Raw genomic sequence first — 21,259 nt, 5'->3', positions numbered from 1 at the left:
CACCAGCCCCGCATTTTCAGAGCTGAGTCGTCTTCGCGAGTGGTACTAGCTGCTTGTCGTCCCCCTTTCTTTCTAGTCTGCTAGCTCGTGTGGTAACTGTTTGCTCGCTTCCCTTTCAAGGGTAGCGAGCATTTTCTTTTCTAGGCTGCTGAGTGCTGGGCGTTTGAGTTTTCCAAAGTATTCAAGGGTTGTAGATGCCATTTCCTCAAGGTCATCTAGGGCATTGTAAATAGTCTTCAGTCGTTCGCCCAGCTTCTGCATAGCTTCAGTATCTTTCTTCGTATACCCGCAAGGGCTGAGCGCGTTGGCACTCACGTCACTTACCGTTCTGTCGTAGAGCTGTATAGTACAGCTCGAATTGGTGACTTCTTGCACCATAGCCCAATAACCGACACGACCTGCTAGCCGCTCGTCGTCGCTACGTTTAATCAGGCAGACATCACCTGAAAGAATATGAGGCGCTCGTTCTGCTTTTTTTGACGGCGCTACGGCATATAGCTCGGTCACTGCTTGTTTGACTATTTCATGCGAGGGCGCTTGACCTCCTGCTTTCTCTACTGACTTTTTCCAAGCTTCGATTTGCTGCTCTGGTTCCTTTAGACGGGAGAGGGGACGTACCTGGTATTCAGAGGAGGGCAAAATCTGAACGAGCCGTTCAGATTGTTGGAGATTTTCGATCACTTCGGCAGCTTTGATCTGATAGTAAAGGTGGCGGGGGGTAAATTGGAAGCGATCGCGGCAGTAGTCTTCAAAAGTTTGATGCGTTTCTCGGTAGAGTCTTTTTTTGTTAATCGTCCACAGTGCTTTTGCTGCGATGTAAAATGACTCTTCCACTTCCCGTTCGAGCGCGTCGAGCAGGGTACGTTCTTCATCCGAAAGCGGGACTGAAGATCCTTCATGTGAGACAAGCTCGGATTCAACCGAGACAATCTGCACCAACTCAGGAGAAGGGGCACTTTGGGCGTTAGCCTCTTGAGGTTCTGGTACTTGTGCATTTGGTGAAAGCAGATGAGCTTCACTGCTTTTGTTTTCAACAACTGCCAATTCGCTGGAAGGCTGCTGCGTTGTCTTTTTTCCCCTTGGCATATTTCGCACGAAGTCTGTTTCGTTTCATTGTAGTGCAGAAAGAATTCATTAGAGAGTATAACGTTATAGAGTATAGGAGAACTTTGCAAATCAATTTTCTCGATGCACTCTCACGCTCTTATACCTTTTCTCCAGTGAAGAAGACTAGACGATCCATCGACAATTTAATGCAGCCACTTTTGTATCTTTGGATAGAGGTCAAAAGAACTACCTCGCATGGTATATTCCAATAGTTATAATCGCAGGCGGTGTAGTCTGCTCAATACTAGAAATCGAAGGTATCCACACTCTATGCCTGTGACAGAGCAGCCAAAACTAGCCCAGTTGGTTCGAGAGACAAAAGCGCGTCTCGATCTCTCACAGGTCAAGTTTACAACAAAATTTGCCACCAAAATAGGGGTTTCGTTCCAAAGCGTTAATCGATGGGAGAATGGGCGGACAAAACCCTTACCGCTGGACTTGAAACAAATTGAAGCAATACTGCACTATGAGGGCGATCGCGGTGAAGACCTACTCGCCAAATACTTTCCGTCTGAGGGGAGCTGAGATTGTGCCCCCTGATGTCAAGACAGCAGTTGCTAAAGATGTGCTGGCTGGTGGTAGCGAGATGGGGGCAGTGATGCGTTCGGCAAAGCGGCACTCAGGAGGCAGTGATGGCTGAGCGATTCAATGCAAACCCAGCCACCGATTGGCTGTCAGGCGGTGGTGAGATGGGCGATCGCATTCGCGCCTTCGATTGGTCGCAAACGCCATTGGGAGCGACTCACAACTGGTCGCAGAGCCTCAAGGCGCTAGTCAAGATGCTGCTCGCCTCCAGTTACCCAATGGTGTTGACCTGGGGAAAAGACTTCACGCAGTTCTACAACGATGCCTACGCTCAGTTAATTGGCGACAAACATCCAGCCGCTTTGGGAATCGATATCCGAGTCACGCTGGCAGAGGCATGGGACACACTAGGGCCCATGATTCACCGCGTCATGGAAACGGGTGTCGCCAACTGGACACCCGCGCTCTTGCTGGTTTTGGAACGAGCGGGCTACCGCGAAGAGTCTTACTTCAGTGTTTCTCATGCGCCAGCCGAGGACGATCTCGGGCAGAGCGTGGGAATGCTCGCCGTTTGTAGCGAAGTGACTCAGCAAGTTTTGGGCGAACGACGGTTACGGCTACTGCGCGACTTAGCTTCTAAGGCAGGCGAGACGCGAAGTGTTGAGTCAACCTGTCGGGATTTGATGGCGGCGATCGCAGCGCATCCGTTGGATGTTCCGTTTGCGCTTCTTTACCTTCGCGACTCGGCAAGCAACACGCTAACGCTACAAGGGGCAGTCGGGCTGGAGGTTGGCGAACCGATTTGCTCCCACTCAATTGATTTGACCGCTCGATCGCCCGAAATCTGGTCTCTGGAACGGGTTGCAGCGGGCGAAACTATTTTAGTGGAAGCGATCGATCGCCATCAGAGCTTGACGGGTGGACCGTGGAATGAGCCAGTTCGCTCGGCGTTAGTGATGCCAATCGCCTCCTCTGGGCAAGCGGCAACACTCGGCGTGCTGGTCGCTGGGGTGAATCCGAACCGAGCGTTAGACGAAGGCTATCGATCGTTCTACGAACTGTTTGTCGGTCAAATATCAATTTCAATTCGCAACGCTCACGCCTACGAAGACGAACGCAAGCGAGCTGTTAGCGAAGCGGCACGAAGTGCAGCACTGGCAGAACTCGATCGCGCCAAAACCGCCTTCTTTAGCAATGTCAGTCATGAATTTCGGACTCCTCTGACTTTAATGCTGGGTCCAACCGAAGAGGCATTGGCAGATACAAACGTGCCATTGCCACATCAACAGCAAGAACGAATAAAGGTCGTATATCGGAATGCTCGGCGATTGCTGAAGCTAGTCAATACCCTACTTGATTTTTCTCGGATTGAAGCTGGACGCATTCAAGCGGATTACGAGCCGACTGACTTATCAACCTTCACTGCTCAATTGGCAAGTGTATTTCGTTCCGCGATCGAGAGTGCAGGCTTGCAGTTAATTGTCGATCGTCCACCACTGCCCGAACCCGTCTACGTAGACCGAGAGATGTGGGAAAAGATCGTCCTCAATCTGCTCTCCAATGCCTTCAAATTTACGTTTGAGGGTGAGATTGCTGTTTCGATTAGACCGAAAGAAAACGCGGTTGAATTAGTGGTACGAGACACGGGCACGGGTATTCCAACCGAAGCATTACCTCACCTGTTTGAACGATTTTATCGGGTCAAAGGGGCGCGGGGACGCAGCATTGAAGGATCGGGCATAGGTTTGTCCTTGGTGCAAGAACTCGTCAAGCTGCACGGTGGTAAGATCGCCGTCACGAGCCAGGTTGACAAAGGTACCGCGTTTACCGTGACCATTCCCACAGGGGTAGCTCATTTACCCCTCGATCGCATTGGCGTTCCTTCCATACAAACATCCACGGCGATTGGGGCAAATTCCTACGTTGAAGAAGCCTTACGTTGGCTACCTGAAGAAGCAGGGGAGCAGGGGAGCAGGGGAGCAGGGGAACAAGAGAGCCTAATTTCTCCTCTGCCCCTCTGCCCCTCTGCCCCTCTGCCTAGAACTGCTCGTATCCTCCTGGTCGATGACAACGCCGACATGCGCGACTATCTCAGGCGACTGTTGAACCAGCACTATGAAGTGGAAGCTGTAAACGACGGGTTAGCAGCACTGAACGCGATCGCTGAACGGACACCCGATCTAGTGCTGACGGATGTGATGATGCCAGGAATGGATGGGTTTGAGTTGCTGCGATCGTTGCGAGCCGATGCAAAAACCAGAGATATCCCGATCGTTCTGCTGTCTGCCCGTGCGGGAGAAGAATCGCGAGTGGAGGGGTTAGAAGCTGGGGCGGATGACTACCTGATCAAACCCTTTTCGGCTCGCGAACTGTTAGCACGGGTGGATGCCAACTTGAAACTAGCGCAGATGCGTCGAGAGGCAGCCTACCGCGAACAGGTGATGCAAGAGGTGCAAAAACTTAACGAAAGCCTGGAACGCCGGGTCAAAGAGCGCACGGCGCAACTTGAGACACTCAACCAAGAACTAGAGGCGTTTTCCTACTCGGTGTCCCATGACTTGCGAACGCCGTTGCGCTACATCAACAGTTTTGCCGAATTGCTGCAAAGAAAGCTCGCTCCAATAACGCTGGACGATACCAGTCTGCGATATTTAAACATTATCGCCCAATCCGCCGTACAGACCGGAAAAATGGTTGACGACCTGCTGGAGTTCTCGCGGATGGGACGGGCTGAAATACGCTTCACAATCGTCCAGATGGATCGACTGGTGCAACAAGCGCAACAGCAACTTCAACCCGACCTGCTCGGACGGATCGTTCGCTGGCAGATTTCGTCATTACCGGAGGTACAAGGCGATCCTGCCATGTTACAACTGGTGCTGCAAAACTTGCTCTCTAATGCGATTAAATACACTCGCGATCGCGCTGAAGCTGATATTATTATCGGCAGTATTGACGGCGATCGTGAAGTCGTCTTCTTTGTGCGGGACAATGGCGCAGGGTTTGACATGAAATACCTCAATAAATTGTTCGGCATTTTCCAGCGCTTGCATTCCCAGGAGCAGTTTGAAGGGACAGGGGTAGGGCTAGCCAATGTCCGGCGAATTATTCATCGTCATGGCGGTCGCACCTGGGCAGAGGGAGCAGTCGATTGCGGCGCGACGTTCTACTTTTCGTTACCTAAATTTCAGCAGGGAGAACGATGATAGCACTCCGGTTTCTCTTGCTTGAAGACAATCCACTGGATGCAGATGTCATTCAAGTCACGCTGACGGATGGCGGCATTGACTGCGAACTGCTGAGGGTGGAAACTCGTACTGAGTTTATTTCAGCCTTGGAAACTGATGAGTTTGACCTGATTCTGGCAGATTACGCATTGCCCAGTTTTGATGGCATCTCGGCGCTGGAAATTACCCTTAATCTGCGTCCTGACATTCCATTTATTTTTGTCACCGCCAGTTTAGGTGAGGAATTGGCGATCGAAACGCTCAAAAGTGGAGCCACAGACTACGTGCTGAAGCAACGGTTAGGGCGGTTAGTACCATCGGTGCAGCGGGCATGGCGAGAAGCCCAAGAACGCCACCAACTCAAACGGTCAGAAGCTGCCCTACGCGAAAGCGAGTATCGGTATCGCACGTTGTTCGAGACAATTGACGAAGGCTTCTGCATCTGCGAAATGCTGTTTGACGAGAATGGTAAACCAATGGATTCCCGTTTCCTCGAAATCAATCCAGCATTTGAACAGATGACGGGACTCAAGCAAGTAGTGGGTAGAACGATGCGAGAACTGGTGCCGATTCTCGAAGATTTTTGGGTTGAGGTTTGCGGTAAAGTCGTGCTGACGAGCGAACCCGTGCGGATTGAAAATCAATCGGCAGCGATGAATCGGTGGTTCGATATCAAAGCCTTCCGCATTGGTAAGCCGCAAGAACACAAGTTTGCCGTTCTGTTTACCAATATCACCGATCGTAAACGAGCCGAAGCAGCCACACGGGATGCGAATGCCCGATTTCGCAATATGGCTGATAGTTCCCCAGTGCTGATCTGGCAGACCGACGAGACGGGTGTTATGTATGTGAACCGCCACTACCTAGAGTTTTTTGCCCAGACGTTGGACGGTGTAAAGGGCATGGGCTGGGCAAACTTCTTGCACCCAAATGATGCTGCCGCCTATGTAGGAGCTTACCGAGTGGCGTTTGCACGACAAGAGAGATACGAATTCCAGTGCCGATTTTTGCGACACGACGGCGAGTATCGGTGGCTTCAGAACGTCGGAGAGCCGCACTTTGGACTCGACAACACCTTTGTCGGCTTCGTTGGGTGTTCTGTAGATGTCACCGACATTAAAGCGGCAGAAGCCGAACTCCAGGCAAGTGAAGAGCGATTCCGCAACATGGCAGACAATGCTCCGATGATGGTTTGGGTGACGGATGCCACGGGGCACTGTACTTATCTAAGTCGAAGCTGGTATGACTTTACAGGGCAGACCGAGGCAACCGGATTAGGGGTTGGTTGGCTTGATGCAACCCATCCAGGCGATCGCGCCGCCTCCGAAGCCATTTTTCTTGCCGCCAACGATCGCGCCCGAGCCTTTCAACTGGAATACCGCCTGCGCCACCGAGACGGATACTATCGGACGTGCATTGATGCGGCAAAACCCTGGGTTTTGGCAGACGGTGAATTTAAGGGCTACATCGGCTCCGTGATTGACATCCACGATCGCAAACGGGCTGAAGAGGCAGTGCGCCAGAGCGAAGCTCGGTTAGCAGCCGAAGCCAGCGCGCTCGTCAGGCTGAATGAAGCAAGCTCGCGATTGTGGCGCAGGTTGAGCCTGAGTGAGGGACTCAATGAGATATTGGTCGCCACTATCGAACTGCTCGGCGCAGATATGGGCAATATCCAGCTCCTGGATGCCGATCGGGGTGTACTCCGCATCGCAGCCCAGCACGGTTTCCAACAGGACTTCCTCAACTTCTTCCGCGAGGTATCGACGGCGGATGACTCAGCCTGCGGTAGGACGCTGCGCTTTGGCAAGCGAACCATCATCGAAGATGTTGAGGCCGATGTGCCCTACGCCCCGCTCCGTCCAGTGGCTCGTGCGGCTGGTTACCGCGCCGTGCAATCTACGCCGCTCGTCGGTCGAGACGGCGCACCACTGGGGATGCTCTCGACGCATTGGCGAGCGGTGCATCGACCGAGCGAGCAAGACCTGCGCCGTCTCGATCTGTACGTGCGCCAGGCTGCGGACTTCATCGATCATATCCGCGCTGAGGCTACTCTACGTCAATCAGAAGAACGCTATCGCACACTGTTTGAGTCGATCGATGAAGGTTTTTGCATTGTTGAAGTGTTGTGTGACGAGTCCGATACACCAATTGACTACCGCCTTTTAGAAATCAACCCAGTCTTTGAGCAACAAACTGGAATTCGACAAGCCGTCGGTAAAACAGCGCGTCAGTTGAATCTTGAAGATCACTGGATTGAGATTTACGGTCGAGTTGCTGTAACGGGTAAACCCGTGCGATTTGAAAATGGCTCTAGTGTCCTGAATCGTTGGTTTGATGTGTATGCGTGTCGTACCGGAGAGCCGGAAGACCGAAAAGTTGCCATTGTATTTAAAGATATCACCGATCGCAAACGAACTGAGCAAGAGCGAGAACAACTCCTTGCCCGCGAACAAGCCGCACGGGAATCAGCAGAGTCAGCAAATCGAATTAAGGATGAGTTTTTAGCCGTCCTGTCGCACGAGTTGCGATCGCCGCTTAATCCCATTCTCGGCTGGTCGAAACTGTTACAAAAAGGAAAACTAGACGCGGCAAAAACCGCGAACGCGCTTGCCACGATCGAGCGCAATGCCCAATTACAGTCACAACTGATTGAAGACCTGCTCGATATCTCCCGCATTCTGCGCGGTAAGTTGAGCTTGAATCAGATACCCGTCGATTTAAGGATGGTGATTTCATCTGCCTTAGAAACCGTTCGTTTGGCCGCCCAAGCTAAGTCGCTGCAAATTCAGACCACATTATCCCCAGATATTGGCGCAGCGATCGGGGATGCTGGACGCTTGCAACAAGTGATTTGGAATCTATTATCCAACGCCGTGAAGTTTACGCCTCATGGTGGGCAAATTACAGTTGTCCTAGCTCAATCTGGAACGAATGCTCAAATTCAAGTCATTGATACAGGCATTGGCATTAAACCTGACTTTCTGCCCTATGTGTTTGAACATTTCCGTCAGGAGGATGGAACCACCACGCGCAAGTTTGGTGGACTGGGATTAGGATTGGCGATCGCTCGTCAAATTGTTGAGTTGCATGGTGGAACGGTCGCCGTCGAGAGCCAGGGCAAAGGACAAGGAGCGACGTTTATCGTGCAAATTCCGCTGGCACCGCGAACGAGCGAACTGCCTGCTTTAGAACAATCCGCTACTACGACAGGCGATTTGAGTGGCATCCCTATTCTAGTAGTAGATGATGAACCAGACTCAAGAGATTTTATTGCTTTTGTTCTAGAACAGGCAGGTGCGATCGTCACCAGTACTTCATCGGGAATTGAAGCGCTGCAAGCGATCGAGCGGTCTATTCCCCACCTAATCGTCAGCGATATTGGCATGCCTCAGATGGATGGCTATATGTTGATGCAACAAATTCGGACGAGATCGCCAGCGAGTCAAGTTCCAGCCATTGCTCTAACTGCCTATGCGGGAGAATTCGATCGCGCCTCAGCATTGCAAGTTGGATTTCAATCCCACCTGGCAAAGCCTGTTGAGCCAGCAGAAATTGTGACAACCGTTGCTCGTTTGTGTGGGCGGGAAACAGACGCATGACTCAATACTTTTCGGTTAAGGCAAGAGGTTAGGGCTTGCGATCGCTCGGCACTTAATTGGGATGCCAGACACGGACGGCTACATGCTAGTGCAGCAAATAAGAACTCTACCACCCGATCGGGGTGGGCAAATTAAGCGCGGTCGCGCTTACTGCCTACGCTGCTGGAGACTTCAACCAACAGCAAGTCCTGGCGGCACCTGTAGAACCAGCAAAATTGGTTGCATCGGTAGCAGAATTGGTTAGCAGCGATCGCGTGAATCCTGTCTTAGAGTATGGATAGAACCTAATCGAAAGCTACGCATGACGATTTACCTTGTAGACTTCAATGTTTCCTCTGAAGGTTGACCAACTCATTCAACTCGTCGAGCAGTTCTTCCGCTTCTGTGTCACCTTCATCTGCTTGTTGCAGCAAGTAACTCAAAACTTTATTCATCAGCTCGTTTGGAACTTCCATCATTCATTTATGGCTCCCACCAAAAATTGACTCTGACTACGCCGCCACTTCTTCCTCTTTATGAGTCGTAATCGTGCAGTCAGAGGTTGGGTGAGCAATGCAAATCAGGACATAGCCTTCAGCAATTTTGTCGTCATCAAGGTAAGATCCTTCTGATTGGTCAACCGAACCCTCGACCAACTTTCCGGTACACGTCGAGCAAACCCCTTGACGACAGGAATATGGCAACTCCAACCCACCGTCAGTTTCAGCTGTTTCGAGAATATAGGCATCTTCTGGAACGTCTACTGTCTGGTCAATTCCCTCAGCTTCATTCATGAGCCGGATTTTGTAAGTTGACATGACTCAAACCTCGTAGTGGAGCAACAACATTCAACCCTTGCTGGATATTCCATCAATGTTGAAATTATTAGATACTTTTCGTTCTATGAAAAGGCTAGCTCGATAATTTAAACTTCTTCTCTACCTGAAGTAAGCTTTGATTGGAAGTAGCCGCTCCGACCGATCAATCCTTTCTTAAGATGGATTTTTTCTATAACTCATGGCTGAGACATAAAAAGGATTGCTGGTTGTGAATAAAAATTCCTGTTGACCGTCCGCTTTGTACTCAAAAAAACTTTTAGCCTTCATACTTGATCGGTCATTTAATAAAAGTAAGCGATCTCTAAAACCTAACCTTAGCTAGAGGTGAAAAGTCAACTATTTCTTTAGCAATGAGGCAGTGACGCAAGGAGATAAAAATTATGGCTGATGATAATATGCATCTACACCAGATTAGCCAAGATATGCAACAGTGTATCCAGAACTGTTCGGACTGTCATAGCGTTTGTCTGAATACTGTGACTTACTGTCTTCAGCAAGGTGGACAACACGCAGAAGTCGCTCATATTGCACTGATGTTGGATTGCGCTGAGATTTGCCAGACTAGCGCCAATTTCATGCTGCGGAACTCTGCATTGCATATGCGGACGTGTGGTGTCTGTGCAGAAGTATGCAATATGTGTGCGATGGATTGCCAGCGTTTCGCTAATGATGCTCAGATGCAAGCCTGTGCGGAAGCCTGCCGTCGTTGTGCAGAATCGTGTCGGGAGATGTCTATGGCAACAGCAGAGGTGTAATCAACAGGTTGAGGAATGGCTTAACAAGAAGTCAGGATTGCTGGGTCTTTTGAGCGGGTGCGGCTGGCGATGGAAGTTTTTTGCTATCGCATTCGCAAGTACATCGGGGCTTACCTGGCGGCGTTAGATAGAGTAACGGCGAACGATTCTCGGCACGCTTGTACTATTGTATTTGGCGGTGGCATTGGGGAGAATACACCATTTGTGCGAGAGTAAGTTTGCTAAGGCTTAAAGTAGTGTGGGTTGATGTTGGATCGCGATCGCAACCAACGGACGACTAATTGCGAGGGACGCGTTAGCACGATGATTCTCGCCTGCACGCTGATGTGATTCCTATCGAAGAGGGGTTGACGATCGCATGGAAGGCGATACGTGTAGTAAATACCGTTGATTAGCTATCAGCCTAGCCACACTGTGCGAGAGTATTATGCCCAATTGCGTCTGTCTAATCGCTGGTTTTGGGATCTTAGACAGACCTATTTCAGCCTAATCATCTATGTTTGGGATTTTAAGCAGATTAATTTCTGTCTAATTGCCCGAATCAGGGACTTTAGATAGAAACTTTCAGTCTAAAAATAAGTCGTGCGGCAGCTTTCTGCGCTTAGGAATTTTTACATTTGTCGATACGACTTAGAAAGTCTCGAACAAGAGCAATAACTTCTGTTAAGTGTGTCTCCAGCAACCAGTGTCCACCGTTCAAGATATGAAGTTCAGCGTCAGGTAGATCTCTGAGATATGCTCGCGCCGCGCCTTCAGGCATATAGCCATCCTGATGACCCCAGACAATCAGTGTCGGCGGCTGGTGTTCGCGCAGATAGGCTTGGTATTTGGGACTGTCGTAGTGTTGACTTTCACACCGTACAACAGGATAGTAGCGGGCAGTTCATTCAAGCCCTGCAAGATGGTACGCCTTTTCACTATCCACAAAATAGCTTGGCTGGACAGGGTACAATCGACGGTAATGTGATTTCTTGCATCACACCTGAAGCTCAGATGCTATGTTACACAGGATACAAGCCCCAAGCAAAAGACATTCATAACGTTCGACTATTGCAGCAATACTTTAATCTTCCACTTCCAGAAGAGTATGTTGGTGTTGTGACAGACTTCGAGTAGTCATGAAAGTGAAGCAACAGCAAGATAACAATCCCGTTGCACACCACTCGTAAAAATTGGATGTTGAGTCCGAAAAGCTGCTTGCGGCTGACCTTTGCCATTATACAGCTAAAAACGCGATCGCCTCAACTTAAACGCTTGTCCGATAGCTTAATGAATGGATTTTGGGTGATGTTCGCTGGGATTGGAGGCACGACACACTTATTGAAATGACAATTTGTCTCTCTGGACAGAAGTACAAATATTGTAGCGAAACTAAGCTGAGAATGCTGATAATTGCTGGATCGTTGTGGCAATTCCAGTTTCAAAAAGACCCAATGGTTACAGACGTGGACGATGCAATGCGCCTGTGGAAGTTGAGCGTTACAAGGAAGATAAAAATGGAAAATTCAAATCAAACAATTCTCGTCACTGGTGCGACTGGCAACCAAGGCGGTGCGGTAGCGCATCATCTGTTACAGCGCGGAAATTTTAAGGTTCGTGCCTTGGTGCGCGATCCAAATAAGCCTGCCGCTCAAGCACTTAAACAAGCGGGTGCAGAACTCGTACAAGGAGATCTCAGCGATCGCGCTTCCCTCGATCGGGCGCTGCAAGGTGCTAGGGGCGTTTTTTCGGTGCAAACCTTCCAAGATGGATTGGACGCTGAAATCCGTGAAGGCAAGGCTATCGCAGACGCGGCGAAAGTGGCAGCTATTCAGCATTTCGTCTATAGTTCGGTGGGGAGTGCAGAACGCAACACTGGCGTTCCGCATTTTGATAGTAAGTTTCAAATTGAAGAATACATTCGCGCCAGCGGCTTGCCCTACACGATCCTGCGTCCGGTTTTCTTCTTTTACAATTACAACGCGATGCGCCCGACGATCGAGAAGGGAACGCTTCCCCAGCCGCTGGGTTCCGAAACAAAATTGCAGCAACTTTCTGAAGAAGACTACGGGGAAATGGTTGCCGAGGTGTTCTCGCGGAGCGCAGATTTCTCGAACCGCGAAATTGAAGTTGCCAGTGTGGACATGACCATGACGGAAATCGCTGCTGCGTTCAGCCGCGTTTTGGGAAAAACCGTTCAATACCAACAAATTCCGTTTGAAGCGTTTGAGCAGCAAGCCGGAGAAGAAATGACCATCATGTATCACTGGTTTGAGAACGTCGGATACGCAGCGGATTTGGCTCAGTTGAAACGCGATTTTTCTGCACCGACCGACTTTGAATCCTATTTGCGCGATCGCGGTTGGGCAAAACCAGCCAAAAGCGCATCCGATGTAGAGTCAAAAGTGTGAAATGACAACGATAAATTCTTGTCGGCTTTTGGTAAAAACGGGTGCGATCGCCTTTTTCAAAATGCTCAAACTCCACTATCCATAACGCGATTGCTATCTATTCATCATTGTGGGAATTTCGGATTTTGAAAACTTCTACCGATCGAGTCAATGCCAAAGCAGTGATGAACGAATACAAACAGCGAGTCATTGCCGACTTCAATTCCAGAAATAATTACGATAATGACTGGCGCTATCGTTTTGCTCTCCCTCTAGTAGAGTTAGCTCAACTACAACCGAGACAGAAGATTTTAGATGTAGCAACTGGCACGGGAATAGTCGCGACCGCTGCTGCTAAAATCGTTGGTAATGATGGTGCTGTGGTAGGAGTAGACTTCTCCACAGGCATGTTGGCGCAAGCACGGCAAAAGAGCGTCGCCGAAAAGTTGCAAAATGTCGAACTGATAGAAGCAGATGCAGACGATTTAGACTTTAGCGATAACAGTTTTGATGCTGTCTTGTGTTCGTCGGCGATCGCATATCTTACCGTGCCTGCTTGCTTTTACCAATGGTACCACTTCCTTAAACCAGGTGGACTAGTAGGATTTTCCTGTTTTGCTGAAATGGCACACACTGCATCTGTCTTATTTCGCGACAAAGCAAAGGCATATGGTATCTCTATTACTAACCCCAACCAGCCTCTAGGGACTCCAAAGAAGTGCAAATATTTACTACAAACGGCTGGTTTTAAAGATATTCAAGTCGTGACAAAACAGCTTGGCTTTTATCTTAACGATGCAGAACTAGCATGGAATGCAAATGCCAATAGTGCTTTTGGCTGTCAAGTCTTCCAACTTCCACCAGAAAAATCAGCGCAACTCAAAGCAGAATACATCGCAGAAATAAATTCTTTATCTACAGACAAAGGGTTATGGAACGATATTATTGCCTTTTTTGTCACAGCTCGGAAAAATAGTTACTGCTGAATTAAGTCAAACTGTATTACATAACCACTGTAGAGACGTTGCCTGCAACATCTCTACAGTATTTCGCTACTGCAAGGAATATGCCGTGCTAACTCATGCTGTTAGGAGGGAGCAGGTACGGGATCGAGTTCTGGTATGACATCCGGTTCAGAATCTGGTTCTTCTGGGGTGGACTCCGGCGAGGGAATTGGTTCTGGATCTGGTTCGGGTACAGTTGTTGGCTCTGGTTTGGGGTTAGCTGTCACCATATCTAATCCTTAAATTCTCAACTTTTTGGCTGAGTCAATGGAGCTTCAACCTTCTCATTCGTGCCTAAATTACCGATTGGTTCTCCCGTAACTACTGACTTCAAAAAGCCAACAAGACGCACAACTTGACTGGAAGGAGAATCCCAATACTCGGCTTTATCGACGCTGACTTTGAGCAGTGCCAGGTTAGGATCGTCTAATCCTTGAGGAAACCAAGATTTGTATGTAGGATTCCAAAGTTCCTCGATCTTCTGGCGATCGCGCACGAGTTGAGCCGTACCTGATACGGAAATATACTTTTGTTTGTCTGGTTGAGCGTAGCTCAAGTTTACTCGTTGATGGTGTTCGACTTCTTGAACTTTGGGTGCGTTGGAGTTACTAAAAAACCAAAGGTTGCCATCAAAATCTTGTTCCTGAGTCGCCATGGGACGACTGCGTAAGCTGCCATCGTCTTCAACTGTTGTCAGCATGGCAAATTTAATATCTCTCAGTAATTCTCGCAGTTTTTTGACGTTGCGATCTTGACTGTCTGTCATTACTTTATCGTTTTAAGCTACACGACCATAATTAACATGCCATGCACTGAGTGAATTCTATCTACAGTTAGGTTTAATAGACCTCCTATACAAATCAAAAAATCTGTATGTCATTCGTAAACGTTACGCAGTGTAGTGAGGAATCGAGGAGATATTTCGCTTCGCTCAACGTGACAGATAAAGTATTCACGCAGAAAGTCTATTGCACAACTAACCAGAAGTTGAATTCAGGCGTTATTGGGTAGTTTTTCGCAACTTATGAGAAGTTCACAACGCGATCTTGGTGTGGGTGTTGCTCTTGAAATGTCAATCGGAGCGGCTCTTAGAGTGATATTGGACGATCTAATTTTATGGGTGGGAGTTGGTTTAGCAATCGAGACAGCGATTGGATTTGCGATCGCTAAACTTAGAAGGTAAAAGCCTATAATTGCTTTCCTGATGCGGCGTGACACATTCAAGTCGGAGTTTTTCAATGACGTTTGAGCAGAAGATAGCAGAAGCATTTAGTATGAGTGACTCCACTTGGGCACGTTATGCTAATCCCTGGAGTGTGTGGACGCGGTCACAGTCTTGCCGCTCCTGATTCTAGCAGTCTGGAGTCGCGTCTGGCTGGGTTGGTGGGCACTCATCTCGGTTGCTGTAATCATTCTTTGGACATGGTTGAACCCACGCATTTTTCCCAAACCCGCCTCAACTAATAACTGGGCTTCAAAAGCTGCAACCTGTTAACCCTTGTTTTACGATCCGATGCATAACAGTACTGAATGGTGTGGTTCTAGACGGAATGGGTTTGGAACGAGGAGCGATCGCCCGTCTGCATCTAAAGCACTCCGTTCCCTATTGCATGGAAGTTTTACGTCAATTGTTAACTCAATAAATAATTTGCTGCAATCGAATATCTAGTCACCCATTGAAATAATATGCTCTGCCCTTTGATGGATTAGATACCAGTAGGGGTTGACTCTCATGCGCTTTGCCGAAGCTGGAGCTAGCAGCGTCTACAGGGGCGAGCATCGACAGTGCGGCGATCGCGCTTCGGAGGGAGAGGGAGCAAGGGAAATCCAATCCGAATCTTCCCCCAGCACCTCTGCCTAGCATCATGACAAAATCACTTTGGTAAACTCAACATCCAGTTTTCTACCTGGTTGTATACCAAGTCTACTAGCACTGCCTGCTGGTAACTCTAGGACATAGCTGACTGGTTTAACTGAATCGTAAATAGGACAACTCTTCCATCGCGGGCAGGGAGGGGCATTTTTGACTAAGGACGCAACTATATCATTCCGAATGAAGATGATATCCAGTGGTACTAATACATCTTTCATCCACAGTTTGACTATTTTGGGTTTATTCACCACAAAAAGCATTCCGCGATCTAGCGGCAGGGAAGAGCGAGACCTCAAACCAGCCGCCACTTGTTCTGGCGTTCGTGCCACTTCAAGTTCGATCTTTCGCGCTGGCATCGCCAGGTGAGCTTCGATGGGTAGTTGTTGTGCTGGGGGAGGAATCAAGGCAAGGGCAACGGGAACGACAGCAACGAGAATACCTGCAACTGATCCAATACAGTTGAGAATTTTCAGGTAAATTTCATCGGTGCTGCATTTGCGTACCTGGCTGGAGCTTTGGCTAGCAGCAGAGTTTTCTTTCATAGCGTTTAAAGATTGAGAAGCAAATCACGATCGCGCCCTGTAGCATTCCTACGGCTACTAGCAATGCATGGAGAATAAGTGCTGAGGAATGGGTTCTATCCAAAAATCTCAACATTGCCATTGGCATAAATACTGTCGTCAATGGGAGAAGAAGGAAGTCCTTGGATATCTGCTTTGTTACGCATAGACTCTACTCTGTCTGCTTCCCTAATCGCCAAAGGATTCATCTGCTTGCGCTCGTTCAACAGTGCTTCAACCGTAAGCTTCAGTTGAGGTTGACAATTCCGATCGATTTCGCCACCAGCTAGCATTTCGTAGAAAGTCGTGGCTGCCGCTCTTTCTACAATCGTCTGGATCTCTGCACCCACGCATCTATTTGTAGCTTTGAGCAGTCGTCGCCACTCGGCTTCAGTAAAGGGATCGCCACCATTGTGGAAGCGGTAATCGAATCGGGCAGCGTGCAGTTTGAAAATAGCGTGGCGTTCGCCGTTGTTGGGCAAGTCTACTTTGTAGATGTAGTCAAATCTGCCAGCGCGGGTGAGTTCTGGGGGCAACCATTCCATGCGGTTGACGCTGGCAATGACTACCACATCACTCGTGCGCTCTTGCATCCAAGTCAACAGTTGACCTGCCAGCCGTCTCGATAGGTCGTCGTCTCCAGCAAATCCCTTATCTAGGTCGTCAAAATAGACAACGATTTGGTTGAGGCGATCGGCAAGCTTCAATAACTTTTGCAACTTAGCTTCGGCGCGATCGCCCTCACTTCTAAAATTTCCCCAATCAACTAGGACTAGCGGTACTCCCATAATTTGAGCGCAAACTTTTGCTGCATGAGATTTACCAGTTCCTGGCGGACCGACAAACATCACACCCTTTGGCACTCTCAAGTTATACTGTTTAGCTGCTGGCGATAGCAAGACCTTGAACTTTTGAAATGCTTCTTGCATCAGTTCCAATCCTCCAAGCTTGACTTTTGGAGGTGGTACGAACTCGACATTATAAAGTTTGTTAAATAAATCTATTTTATATTCGAGTAGTTGTTTAGTTGCTTGTTTGACAATTTGTTCTCCAGCACTTGCAGCCAACTCTACGTTGAATTCTTTCTTTAAAGATGCTAAACCACGTATTATATCTGATGCGTACAATCCTATACCTGCTCTAGCAATCTCTGACCAGTCTTTATCTTCTAAACCGACTGGAAGTATTTGGCTATGCCTCAGTACGCCGATCATCTCGCCTATCTCAGGTAACTCATGAGAAATTAGGGGAATTTCTCCTACCATGTCTTTAGAAAGGCTAGCGGAATCTCCTAACAGTAATAGAGTTTTCTTTGCTCTATCGTTGTAAAGCTTTAGGTTTAATAAAGAAGATTTGAGCCATTCTGACATCAATAAAAATTCTGTCTGTTTCGCCTCATTCTCCGATCGCAGCCAAGGATAAATGTTTTCAACGATTAATATTCCATTTTCTAACTGCGTTTGCCAAAAATAAAAAACATTTGCATATGCTTCTCTGTTTTGCCCAGTCATAATAGGCTTAGAAGTATCAAAATCTTGAAAAGCTAGATTTCCTTCAACAGCAATACTAACTTTCTTAATTGCACTTTCTCCCAAATTCCACAAATAGCAGCTTTTACCTAGTTTGTGACAAATTTGAGCGACACCCAAGAAAAAGCGTAGCCGTTCCTGAAATGGTGATTCGCAAGCAACAATTGGATTATTGTTGAGGATATGCTTTTCGAGGGCGTGGAATATATTCGATTGCATATAAGGTCAAGATTAATTATTGTAATTTTATTAAAATCCTAAATTACCTAGTGCAATATAGGCATCTAACAAGTTTCCGATCTTTTTGCTACACTTACATCAGAAGAATGCTATAGAAAAAGTCAATGCCATAGCAACACTACCTATTCTGGTTACATAAAGTATAACTTCCCCTAACTGTGAGGGGAAGTTTTAGATCTCTAACTTTGAGAGTGTTTGACTTTAGCGCGAGAGGATTGAAACTTAAACCGTACTTGTTTCCCAATTTGAATGTCAGCAAAGCTGCTGATATCTCTACCAGATTTATGAGCATCAAGAATAGCTTGAAGGTCTAACCTAGATTTTAATTCTTGCACTCGAAATTCATCTGGTAGTTCTGGACAATCGGCGGCTACTTTAGGTATAACTTTAGGATTGTTATCTCTAATTTCAATTTCTCTTTCTTTACCGATATTGCGTTTTGGAATTAATCCTTGAGCGTGCAACCATAGCAATCCCTGCTTGATACCTGCTAACTGGGCTTCCTTCTTAGCAATGAATTGTTCGTGCAGTTCTATAACTGCATCCAGGCGTTTTTTGGCAGTATCAATTTCAATTTTTAGATAATCTACTATCCAAGCAATGCTGTCAATCTTAGACTCAGTTGCTTCTTGGACTTGCCACAGTTGTTTGACTAAGTTTTCGACGTTTTCAGCTCCTGACTCTGAAGCGTCTTCTATCTGGTTCCACAACAAAGCTGCTTCTAGAGATAGCTCTCGCAGCGATCGCGCGGTAATATCTTTTAGTTTTGTGTTTACTAAGTCTGAATTAATTGTCTTATCTTGCACAGTTTTTCTCAACTAGTTTTATTGCTTTGTCCGTAACGAATATGCGGTGACGCTTATCGGAAATCTTTGTAGATGCTGATGGACAAACTTTTAGTATTGGCTGTAGGCAAGGTGATAGTAATCGTGCCGCTCTAGCGCCTGTTTCGCTTCTATTTCCAAGCGAACGGTTTCTTCAGTGGATGTAGTTTGTGTTTCTTGTTCTGCTGGTGAATTAGTCACCGTCTGAGTTTTGTGTGTTTCCTCAGAAATGGATGGCTGTGTTGTCATAGTCGCACTGCACGAAAATTAACATCAGTGCAACAGGTGCAAAGCACTTGTACGTTGTTTCTGAAGTGTTGGTAGTAGTTGAGGAGATATTAACAAATTTAGGAGCATAATTTTGTCACGCCTTATTTATAAATGTCTGTTTGTGAGTTAGTTAAAATTAAGAACTTGCAACTTACCATTTTCGAGATACTTGGTGCAGAAGGGCGAAGCTTTTAAGCACAGATAGCACTCAAATTTGTGCTAGAAGCAACTGCCGTGACCGCTAAACAAGCTCTCCTTAATGCAAGCGGGCAGATGCAAGAGGCAACCGCTTGACATATTGCAGTATGTCTCACCCTGCTTTAAAGAGCCTTTCCAGTTAAACTAAGAATCAGGGATAGAAAATATTAGTTACTTAAGTAGCAATGCCATAATAATTCTTTGGCTTGGAAAGACGTGATATGACTGTGACTACTGCTAAATGGACGCTAGAAGACTATCATTGCATGATCGAAGTCGGTCTTTTAGAAGGTCGTCACGTTGAGTTATTGAACGGAGAGATCGTTGAAATGTCTCCAGAGGGTTCAGAACACACCTATCTTGGGGATGAAGTCGGCAAATATTTAAGGGATCTTTTAGGCGATCGCGCTCAAGTGCGCGAAGGTCATCCCGTTACATTGCCCAACGACTCAGAACCCGAACCAGATCTTGCTATTGTTAGACCCCTTGGGCAAACTTACCGACAACATCATCCCTACGCTGAAGATATTTTTTGGCTGATTGAGTATGCTAACACTAGCCTCAACAAAGATTTAGATGCCAAGCGAAAAACTTACGCTACAGCAGAGATTCAAGAATACTGGATTGTGGACTTGAAGCATCGACAGCTCAAAGTGTTTCGCACACCTTGCGAGGGTGACTACACGTTAGAAGAAACTTTCATAGAGGGAGAGATTAGTCCAATAGCATTTCCTAACGTTGTAATTTCAGTACAATTATTGTTCGGCGGCTGCAATCCTGTAGCAGATCCTCTCATCTAATCCACGACATCTTCAGATAAGCGCAAGGGTTAGTTCCATTTTGTATGGCATTCGCGGCTGAGCGGCAGCTCAAGGTGAACGTTCTTGGACTTGGAGGAGCTTCATATGGCAAGCGACGATCGCAGCGATAAGGTGGAGACAAGCATGATGCCGGAAGTCGCTAACTCTGGGATCGTGCGACCGCCTTTTGTCTACCTGGGCGCGATCGCCCTTGGTCTGTTGCTGCATTTCGTCTGGTCAGTGCCGCTAGTGTCTCTTGCCGTGAACGGACCACTCGGGGGCACTACAGTGCTGGTCGCTGTCGTGCTGTTCCTCTGGGCTGTGAGCACGTTTCGGACCGCTGGCACGCCCGTTCCGGGCAATCGTCCCACCACCACGATCGTACACACGGGTCCCTATCGATACAGCCGCAATCCCATCTATCTGTCTTTCTCACTGCTCCAGCTCGGTGTCGCATTCTGGGTCAACAGTCTCTGGCTACTAGTTACCCTCATACCAGCGGTGGCGCTGATGTCGTTCGTGGTCATCCCGCGAGAGGAACACTACCTGGAGAGCCGTTTCCCGTCGGACTACTTGCCCTATAAGGCTTCTGTTCGTCGCTGGCTGTAGGCAGCCGAACAAGGACATGGAGCTGACGCGCAGGAGCGCACATCTCATCGCTGCTGTACTTGTACGCGATCGCATTTTTATTTTTAACAGTCTACTAACGAGTCAATCGTTGTGTTTTTAGTTTTCCTCAACTCAGCTTCGGTCATTAGCAGTATGGCAACTGAGAGGACTTGGAAACTGGATCTAATGACTGTTACGTTTCATTACAATTGAAACTGAATTAGTACACACATACTAAAAATGGCTACCCTTAAGAATCGATCCCATGTTCTTGCTCCAACAAGCTTAATAACTTTTCCTCAAAGTCAGTCAAATAGGTCTGCCGTCCCAAGCCGTCTAAAACATAGTAAGCACCCCGATCGAGCAAGTCTGTATCCCGCACTCGCTTAATCCGCTGGAGAATAGTAGGAAGCTGGCGACAAACATCAGGGTCATCGATGGGTTTGAGGTTTTCTGGTTTCACTATGAGAGTTCCATCATAAACATCAACTTCGATGGTAAAGTCTTTTAGCACCAGTGCAACACAAGGATAGCCATTGTATTTGCGCTCGCGACTTTGGAGCCGAGTCAAGGTAAATACATCTCCCACCGCACAAAAATCCCTGGCTGGAAATAATTGTTTTTCTTTCATCCGCTCGACTACAGTTTTGACAATTTGAGCTGTAGGTGCCTTGTCTCCACAGATAGATAGGACTTGCTCCCATGCTTTCGGTTGTCGTTGTGCGGGCAGTTTAGCTAATTCTCGGCACTGACTTTCCGAGACAGGCATTTTTTGTCTCCAATTTGGAGACATTTCTTCTTGTCGGTCAAGGGGAGATAAATTCTCCAAAACTGCGGCAGCGTTAATCAAGCGATAGGCATGAGCGCGATTATATCCAAATCTATCCTTGGCGTATTCTTCAAATGTCTTGTGCGTACTTCGGTACAGACGGAGATCGCGCAACTGTTTAAG

24 protein-coding genes and 2 pseudogenes are annotated in these 21,259 nt (G+C 47.7%); 15 read left to right on the top strand and 11 right to left on the bottom strand.

Features of this window, described 5'->3' with window-relative positions; translation table 11 throughout:
• Positions 1–72 precede the first annotated feature (72 nt).
• Complete coding sequence (locus H6G17_RS26325; protein WP_192161531.1) at positions 73–1,095, bottom strand: hypothetical protein; 1,023 nt, start codon at positions 1,093–1,095, stop codon at positions 73–75.
• 282 nt (positions 1,096–1,377) lie between these two features.
• Here H6G17_RS26325 and H6G17_RS26320 point away from each other — a divergent pair, with 282 nt between their 5' ends.
• The 4 genes from H6G17_RS26320 to H6G17_RS26305 all read left to right on the top strand — a co-directional run bounded on the left by H6G17_RS26320 (position 1,378) and on the right by H6G17_RS26305 (position 8,739).
• Positions 1,378–1,632, top strand: a complete 255-nt coding sequence (locus H6G17_RS26320; protein WP_192161530.1) for a helix-turn-helix transcriptional regulator — start codon at positions 1,378–1,380, stop codon at positions 1,630–1,632.
• 107 nt (positions 1,633–1,739) lie between these two features.
• Entirely contained in the window at positions 1,740–4,838 is a 3,099-nt protein-coding gene (locus tag H6G17_RS26315) for an ATP-binding protein (RefSeq protein WP_199317012.1), read from the top strand.
• Positions 4,835–8,458, top strand: a complete 3,624-nt coding sequence (locus tag H6G17_RS26310; protein ID WP_192161529.1) for a PAS domain S-box protein — start codon at positions 4,835–4,837, stop codon at positions 8,456–8,458. Before H6G17_RS26315 ends, H6G17_RS26310 begins: the two co-directional genes overlap by 4 nt.
• 122 nt (positions 8,459–8,580) lie before the next feature.
• Entirely contained in the window at positions 8,581–8,739 is a 159-nt protein-coding gene (locus H6G17_RS26305; RefSeq protein WP_192161528.1) for a hypothetical protein, read from the top strand.
• 42 nt (positions 8,740–8,781) lie between these two features.
• Here the strand turns inward: H6G17_RS26305 and H6G17_RS34280 are convergent, their stop codons facing one another.
• Positions 8,782–8,916 (bottom strand): hypothetical protein, encoded by a 135-nt coding sequence (locus tag H6G17_RS34280; RefSeq protein WP_277876088.1) that lies wholly within the window; start codon positions 8,914–8,916, stop codon positions 8,782–8,784.
• Between the two features lie 33 nt (positions 8,917–8,949).
• Complete coding sequence (locus H6G17_RS26300) at positions 8,950–9,255, bottom strand: 2Fe-2S iron-sulfur cluster-binding protein (protein WP_192161527.1); 306 nt, start codon at positions 9,253–9,255, stop codon at positions 8,950–8,952.
• Between the two features lie 401 nt (positions 9,256–9,656).
• Here H6G17_RS26300 and H6G17_RS26295 point away from each other — a divergent pair, with 401 nt between their 5' ends.
• Together H6G17_RS26295 and H6G17_RS32855 are read left to right on the top strand one after the other, a co-directional pair.
• Positions 9,657–10,031, top strand: coding sequence for a four-helix bundle copper-binding protein (locus tag H6G17_RS26295; RefSeq protein WP_192161526.1), 375 nt, complete (start codon positions 9,657–9,659; stop codon positions 10,029–10,031).
• Between the two features lie 69 nt (positions 10,032–10,100).
• Positions 10,101–10,247, top strand: coding sequence for a hypothetical protein (locus H6G17_RS32855; protein WP_199317011.1), 147 nt, complete (start codon positions 10,101–10,103; stop codon positions 10,245–10,247).
• Positions 10,248–10,632: 385 nt separating this feature from the next.
• Here H6G17_RS32855 and H6G17_RS34830 read toward each other — a convergent pair.
• A pseudogene (locus tag H6G17_RS34830) lies at positions 10,633–10,860 on the bottom strand (alpha/beta hydrolase); the annotation flags it as partial.
• Here H6G17_RS34830 and H6G17_RS26280 point away from each other — a divergent pair.
• The 4 genes from H6G17_RS26280 to H6G17_RS26265 all read left to right on the top strand — a co-directional run bounded on the left by H6G17_RS26280 (position 10,767) and on the right by H6G17_RS26265 (position 13,386).
• Positions 10,767–11,147, top strand: a complete 381-nt coding sequence (locus H6G17_RS26280; protein WP_192161525.1) for a hypothetical protein — start codon at positions 10,767–10,769, stop codon at positions 11,145–11,147. The pseudogene H6G17_RS34830 and the gene H6G17_RS26280 sit on opposite strands and share 94 nt — an antisense overlap.
• 60 nt (positions 11,148–11,207) lie before the next feature.
• Positions 11,208–11,360, top strand: coding sequence for a hypothetical protein (locus H6G17_RS26275; RefSeq protein ID WP_192161524.1), 153 nt, complete (start codon positions 11,208–11,210; stop codon positions 11,358–11,360).
• Complete coding sequence (locus H6G17_RS26270; protein WP_199317010.1) at positions 11,357–12,421, top strand: NmrA/HSCARG family protein; 1,065 nt, start codon at positions 11,357–11,359, stop codon at positions 12,419–12,421. Before H6G17_RS26275 ends, H6G17_RS26270 begins: the two co-directional genes overlap by 4 nt.
• Positions 12,422–12,546: 125 nt before the next feature.
• Positions 12,547–13,386: a methyltransferase domain-containing protein gene (locus tag H6G17_RS26265; protein WP_242038605.1), complete on the top strand. Its 840-nt coding sequence runs from the start codon at positions 12,547–12,549 to the stop codon at positions 13,384–13,386.
• A gap of 101 nt (positions 13,387–13,487) precedes the next feature.
• Here the strand turns inward: H6G17_RS26265 and H6G17_RS26260 are convergent, their stop codons facing one another.
• Together H6G17_RS26260 and H6G17_RS26255 are read right to left on the bottom strand one after the other, a co-directional pair.
• Positions 13,488–13,634, bottom strand: a complete 147-nt coding sequence (locus H6G17_RS26260; RefSeq protein WP_192161523.1) for a hypothetical protein — start codon at positions 13,632–13,634, stop codon at positions 13,488–13,490.
• A 17-nt stretch (positions 13,635–13,651) separates the two neighbouring features.
• The gene (locus H6G17_RS26255) at positions 13,652–14,170 is read right to left on the bottom strand and encodes a pyridoxamine 5'-phosphate oxidase family protein (RefSeq protein ID WP_192161522.1); all 519 of its coding nucleotides are present in this window, start codon (positions 14,168–14,170) and stop codon (positions 13,652–13,654) included.
• 258 nt (positions 14,171–14,428) lie between these two features.
• Between H6G17_RS26255 and H6G17_RS26250 the strand changes: the two genes are divergently transcribed.
• The 3 genes and pseudogenes from H6G17_RS26250 (at position 14,429) to H6G17_RS34275 (ending at position 15,265) form a co-directional block, all read left to right on the top strand.
• Positions 14,429–14,587 (top strand): hypothetical protein, encoded by a 159-nt coding sequence (locus tag H6G17_RS26250; protein ID WP_192161521.1) that lies wholly within the window; start codon positions 14,429–14,431, stop codon positions 14,585–14,587.
• 55 nt (positions 14,588–14,642) lie between these two features.
• Positions 14,643–14,887: pseudogene (locus H6G17_RS34825) on the top strand (DUF6653 family protein); the annotation flags it as partial.
• A gap of 249 nt (positions 14,888–15,136) precedes the next feature.
• Positions 15,137–15,265 (top strand): hypothetical protein, encoded by a 129-nt coding sequence (locus H6G17_RS34275; RefSeq protein WP_277876087.1) that lies wholly within the window; start codon positions 15,137–15,139, stop codon positions 15,263–15,265.
• A gap of 2 nt (positions 15,266–15,267) precedes the next feature.
• On the opposite strand, the gene H6G17_RS26245 is transcribed toward H6G17_RS34275, so the two are convergent.
• From H6G17_RS26245 to H6G17_RS26230, 4 genes are all read right to left on the bottom strand, one after another.
• A complete protein-coding gene (locus H6G17_RS26245; RefSeq protein ID WP_192161520.1) occupies positions 15,268–15,819 on the bottom strand; it encodes a DUF192 domain-containing protein in 552 nt (183 codons plus the stop codon).
• A gap of 95 nt (positions 15,820–15,914) precedes the next feature.
• Complete coding sequence (locus H6G17_RS26240; protein ID WP_192161519.1) at positions 15,915–17,585, bottom strand: ATP-binding protein; 1,671 nt, start codon at positions 17,583–17,585, stop codon at positions 15,915–15,917.
• Between the two features lie 200 nt (positions 17,586–17,785).
• Complete coding sequence (locus tag H6G17_RS26235) at positions 17,786–18,412, bottom strand: siphovirus Gp157 family protein (protein WP_192161518.1); 627 nt, start codon at positions 18,410–18,412, stop codon at positions 17,786–17,788.
• Positions 18,413–18,502: 90 nt separating this feature from the next.
• Positions 18,503–18,679, bottom strand: coding sequence for a hypothetical protein (locus tag H6G17_RS26230; protein WP_192161517.1), 177 nt, complete (start codon positions 18,677–18,679; stop codon positions 18,503–18,505).
• 440 nt (positions 18,680–19,119) lie between these two features.
• Between H6G17_RS26230 and H6G17_RS26225 the strand changes: the two genes are divergently transcribed.
• On the top strand, positions 19,120–19,698 hold the full coding sequence (locus tag H6G17_RS26225; RefSeq protein ID WP_192161516.1) for a Uma2 family endonuclease: 579 nt from the start codon (positions 19,120–19,122) through the stop codon (positions 19,696–19,698).
• A 105-nt stretch (positions 19,699–19,803) separates the two neighbouring features.
• Positions 19,804–20,307 (top strand): isoprenylcysteine carboxylmethyltransferase family protein, encoded by a 504-nt coding sequence (locus H6G17_RS26220; RefSeq protein ID WP_192161515.1) that lies wholly within the window; start codon positions 19,804–19,806, stop codon positions 20,305–20,307.
• A 250-nt stretch (positions 20,308–20,557) separates the two neighbouring features.
• Here H6G17_RS26220 and H6G17_RS26215 read toward each other — a convergent pair.
• On the bottom strand, positions 20,558–21,259 hold a 702-nt coding region (locus tag H6G17_RS26215), incomplete at its 5' end, for a hypothetical protein (protein ID WP_192161514.1).

It is taken from the genome of Chroococcidiopsis sp. [FACHB-1243], from assembly GCF_014696895.1.
Classification (GTDB): Bacteria; Cyanobacteriota; Cyanobacteriia; order Cyanobacteriales; family Chroococcidiopsidaceae; genus Chroococcidiopsis.
The sequence above is the reverse complement of the archived record's forward strand: the minus strand, read 5'-3'. Positions and strand labels throughout refer to the sequence as shown.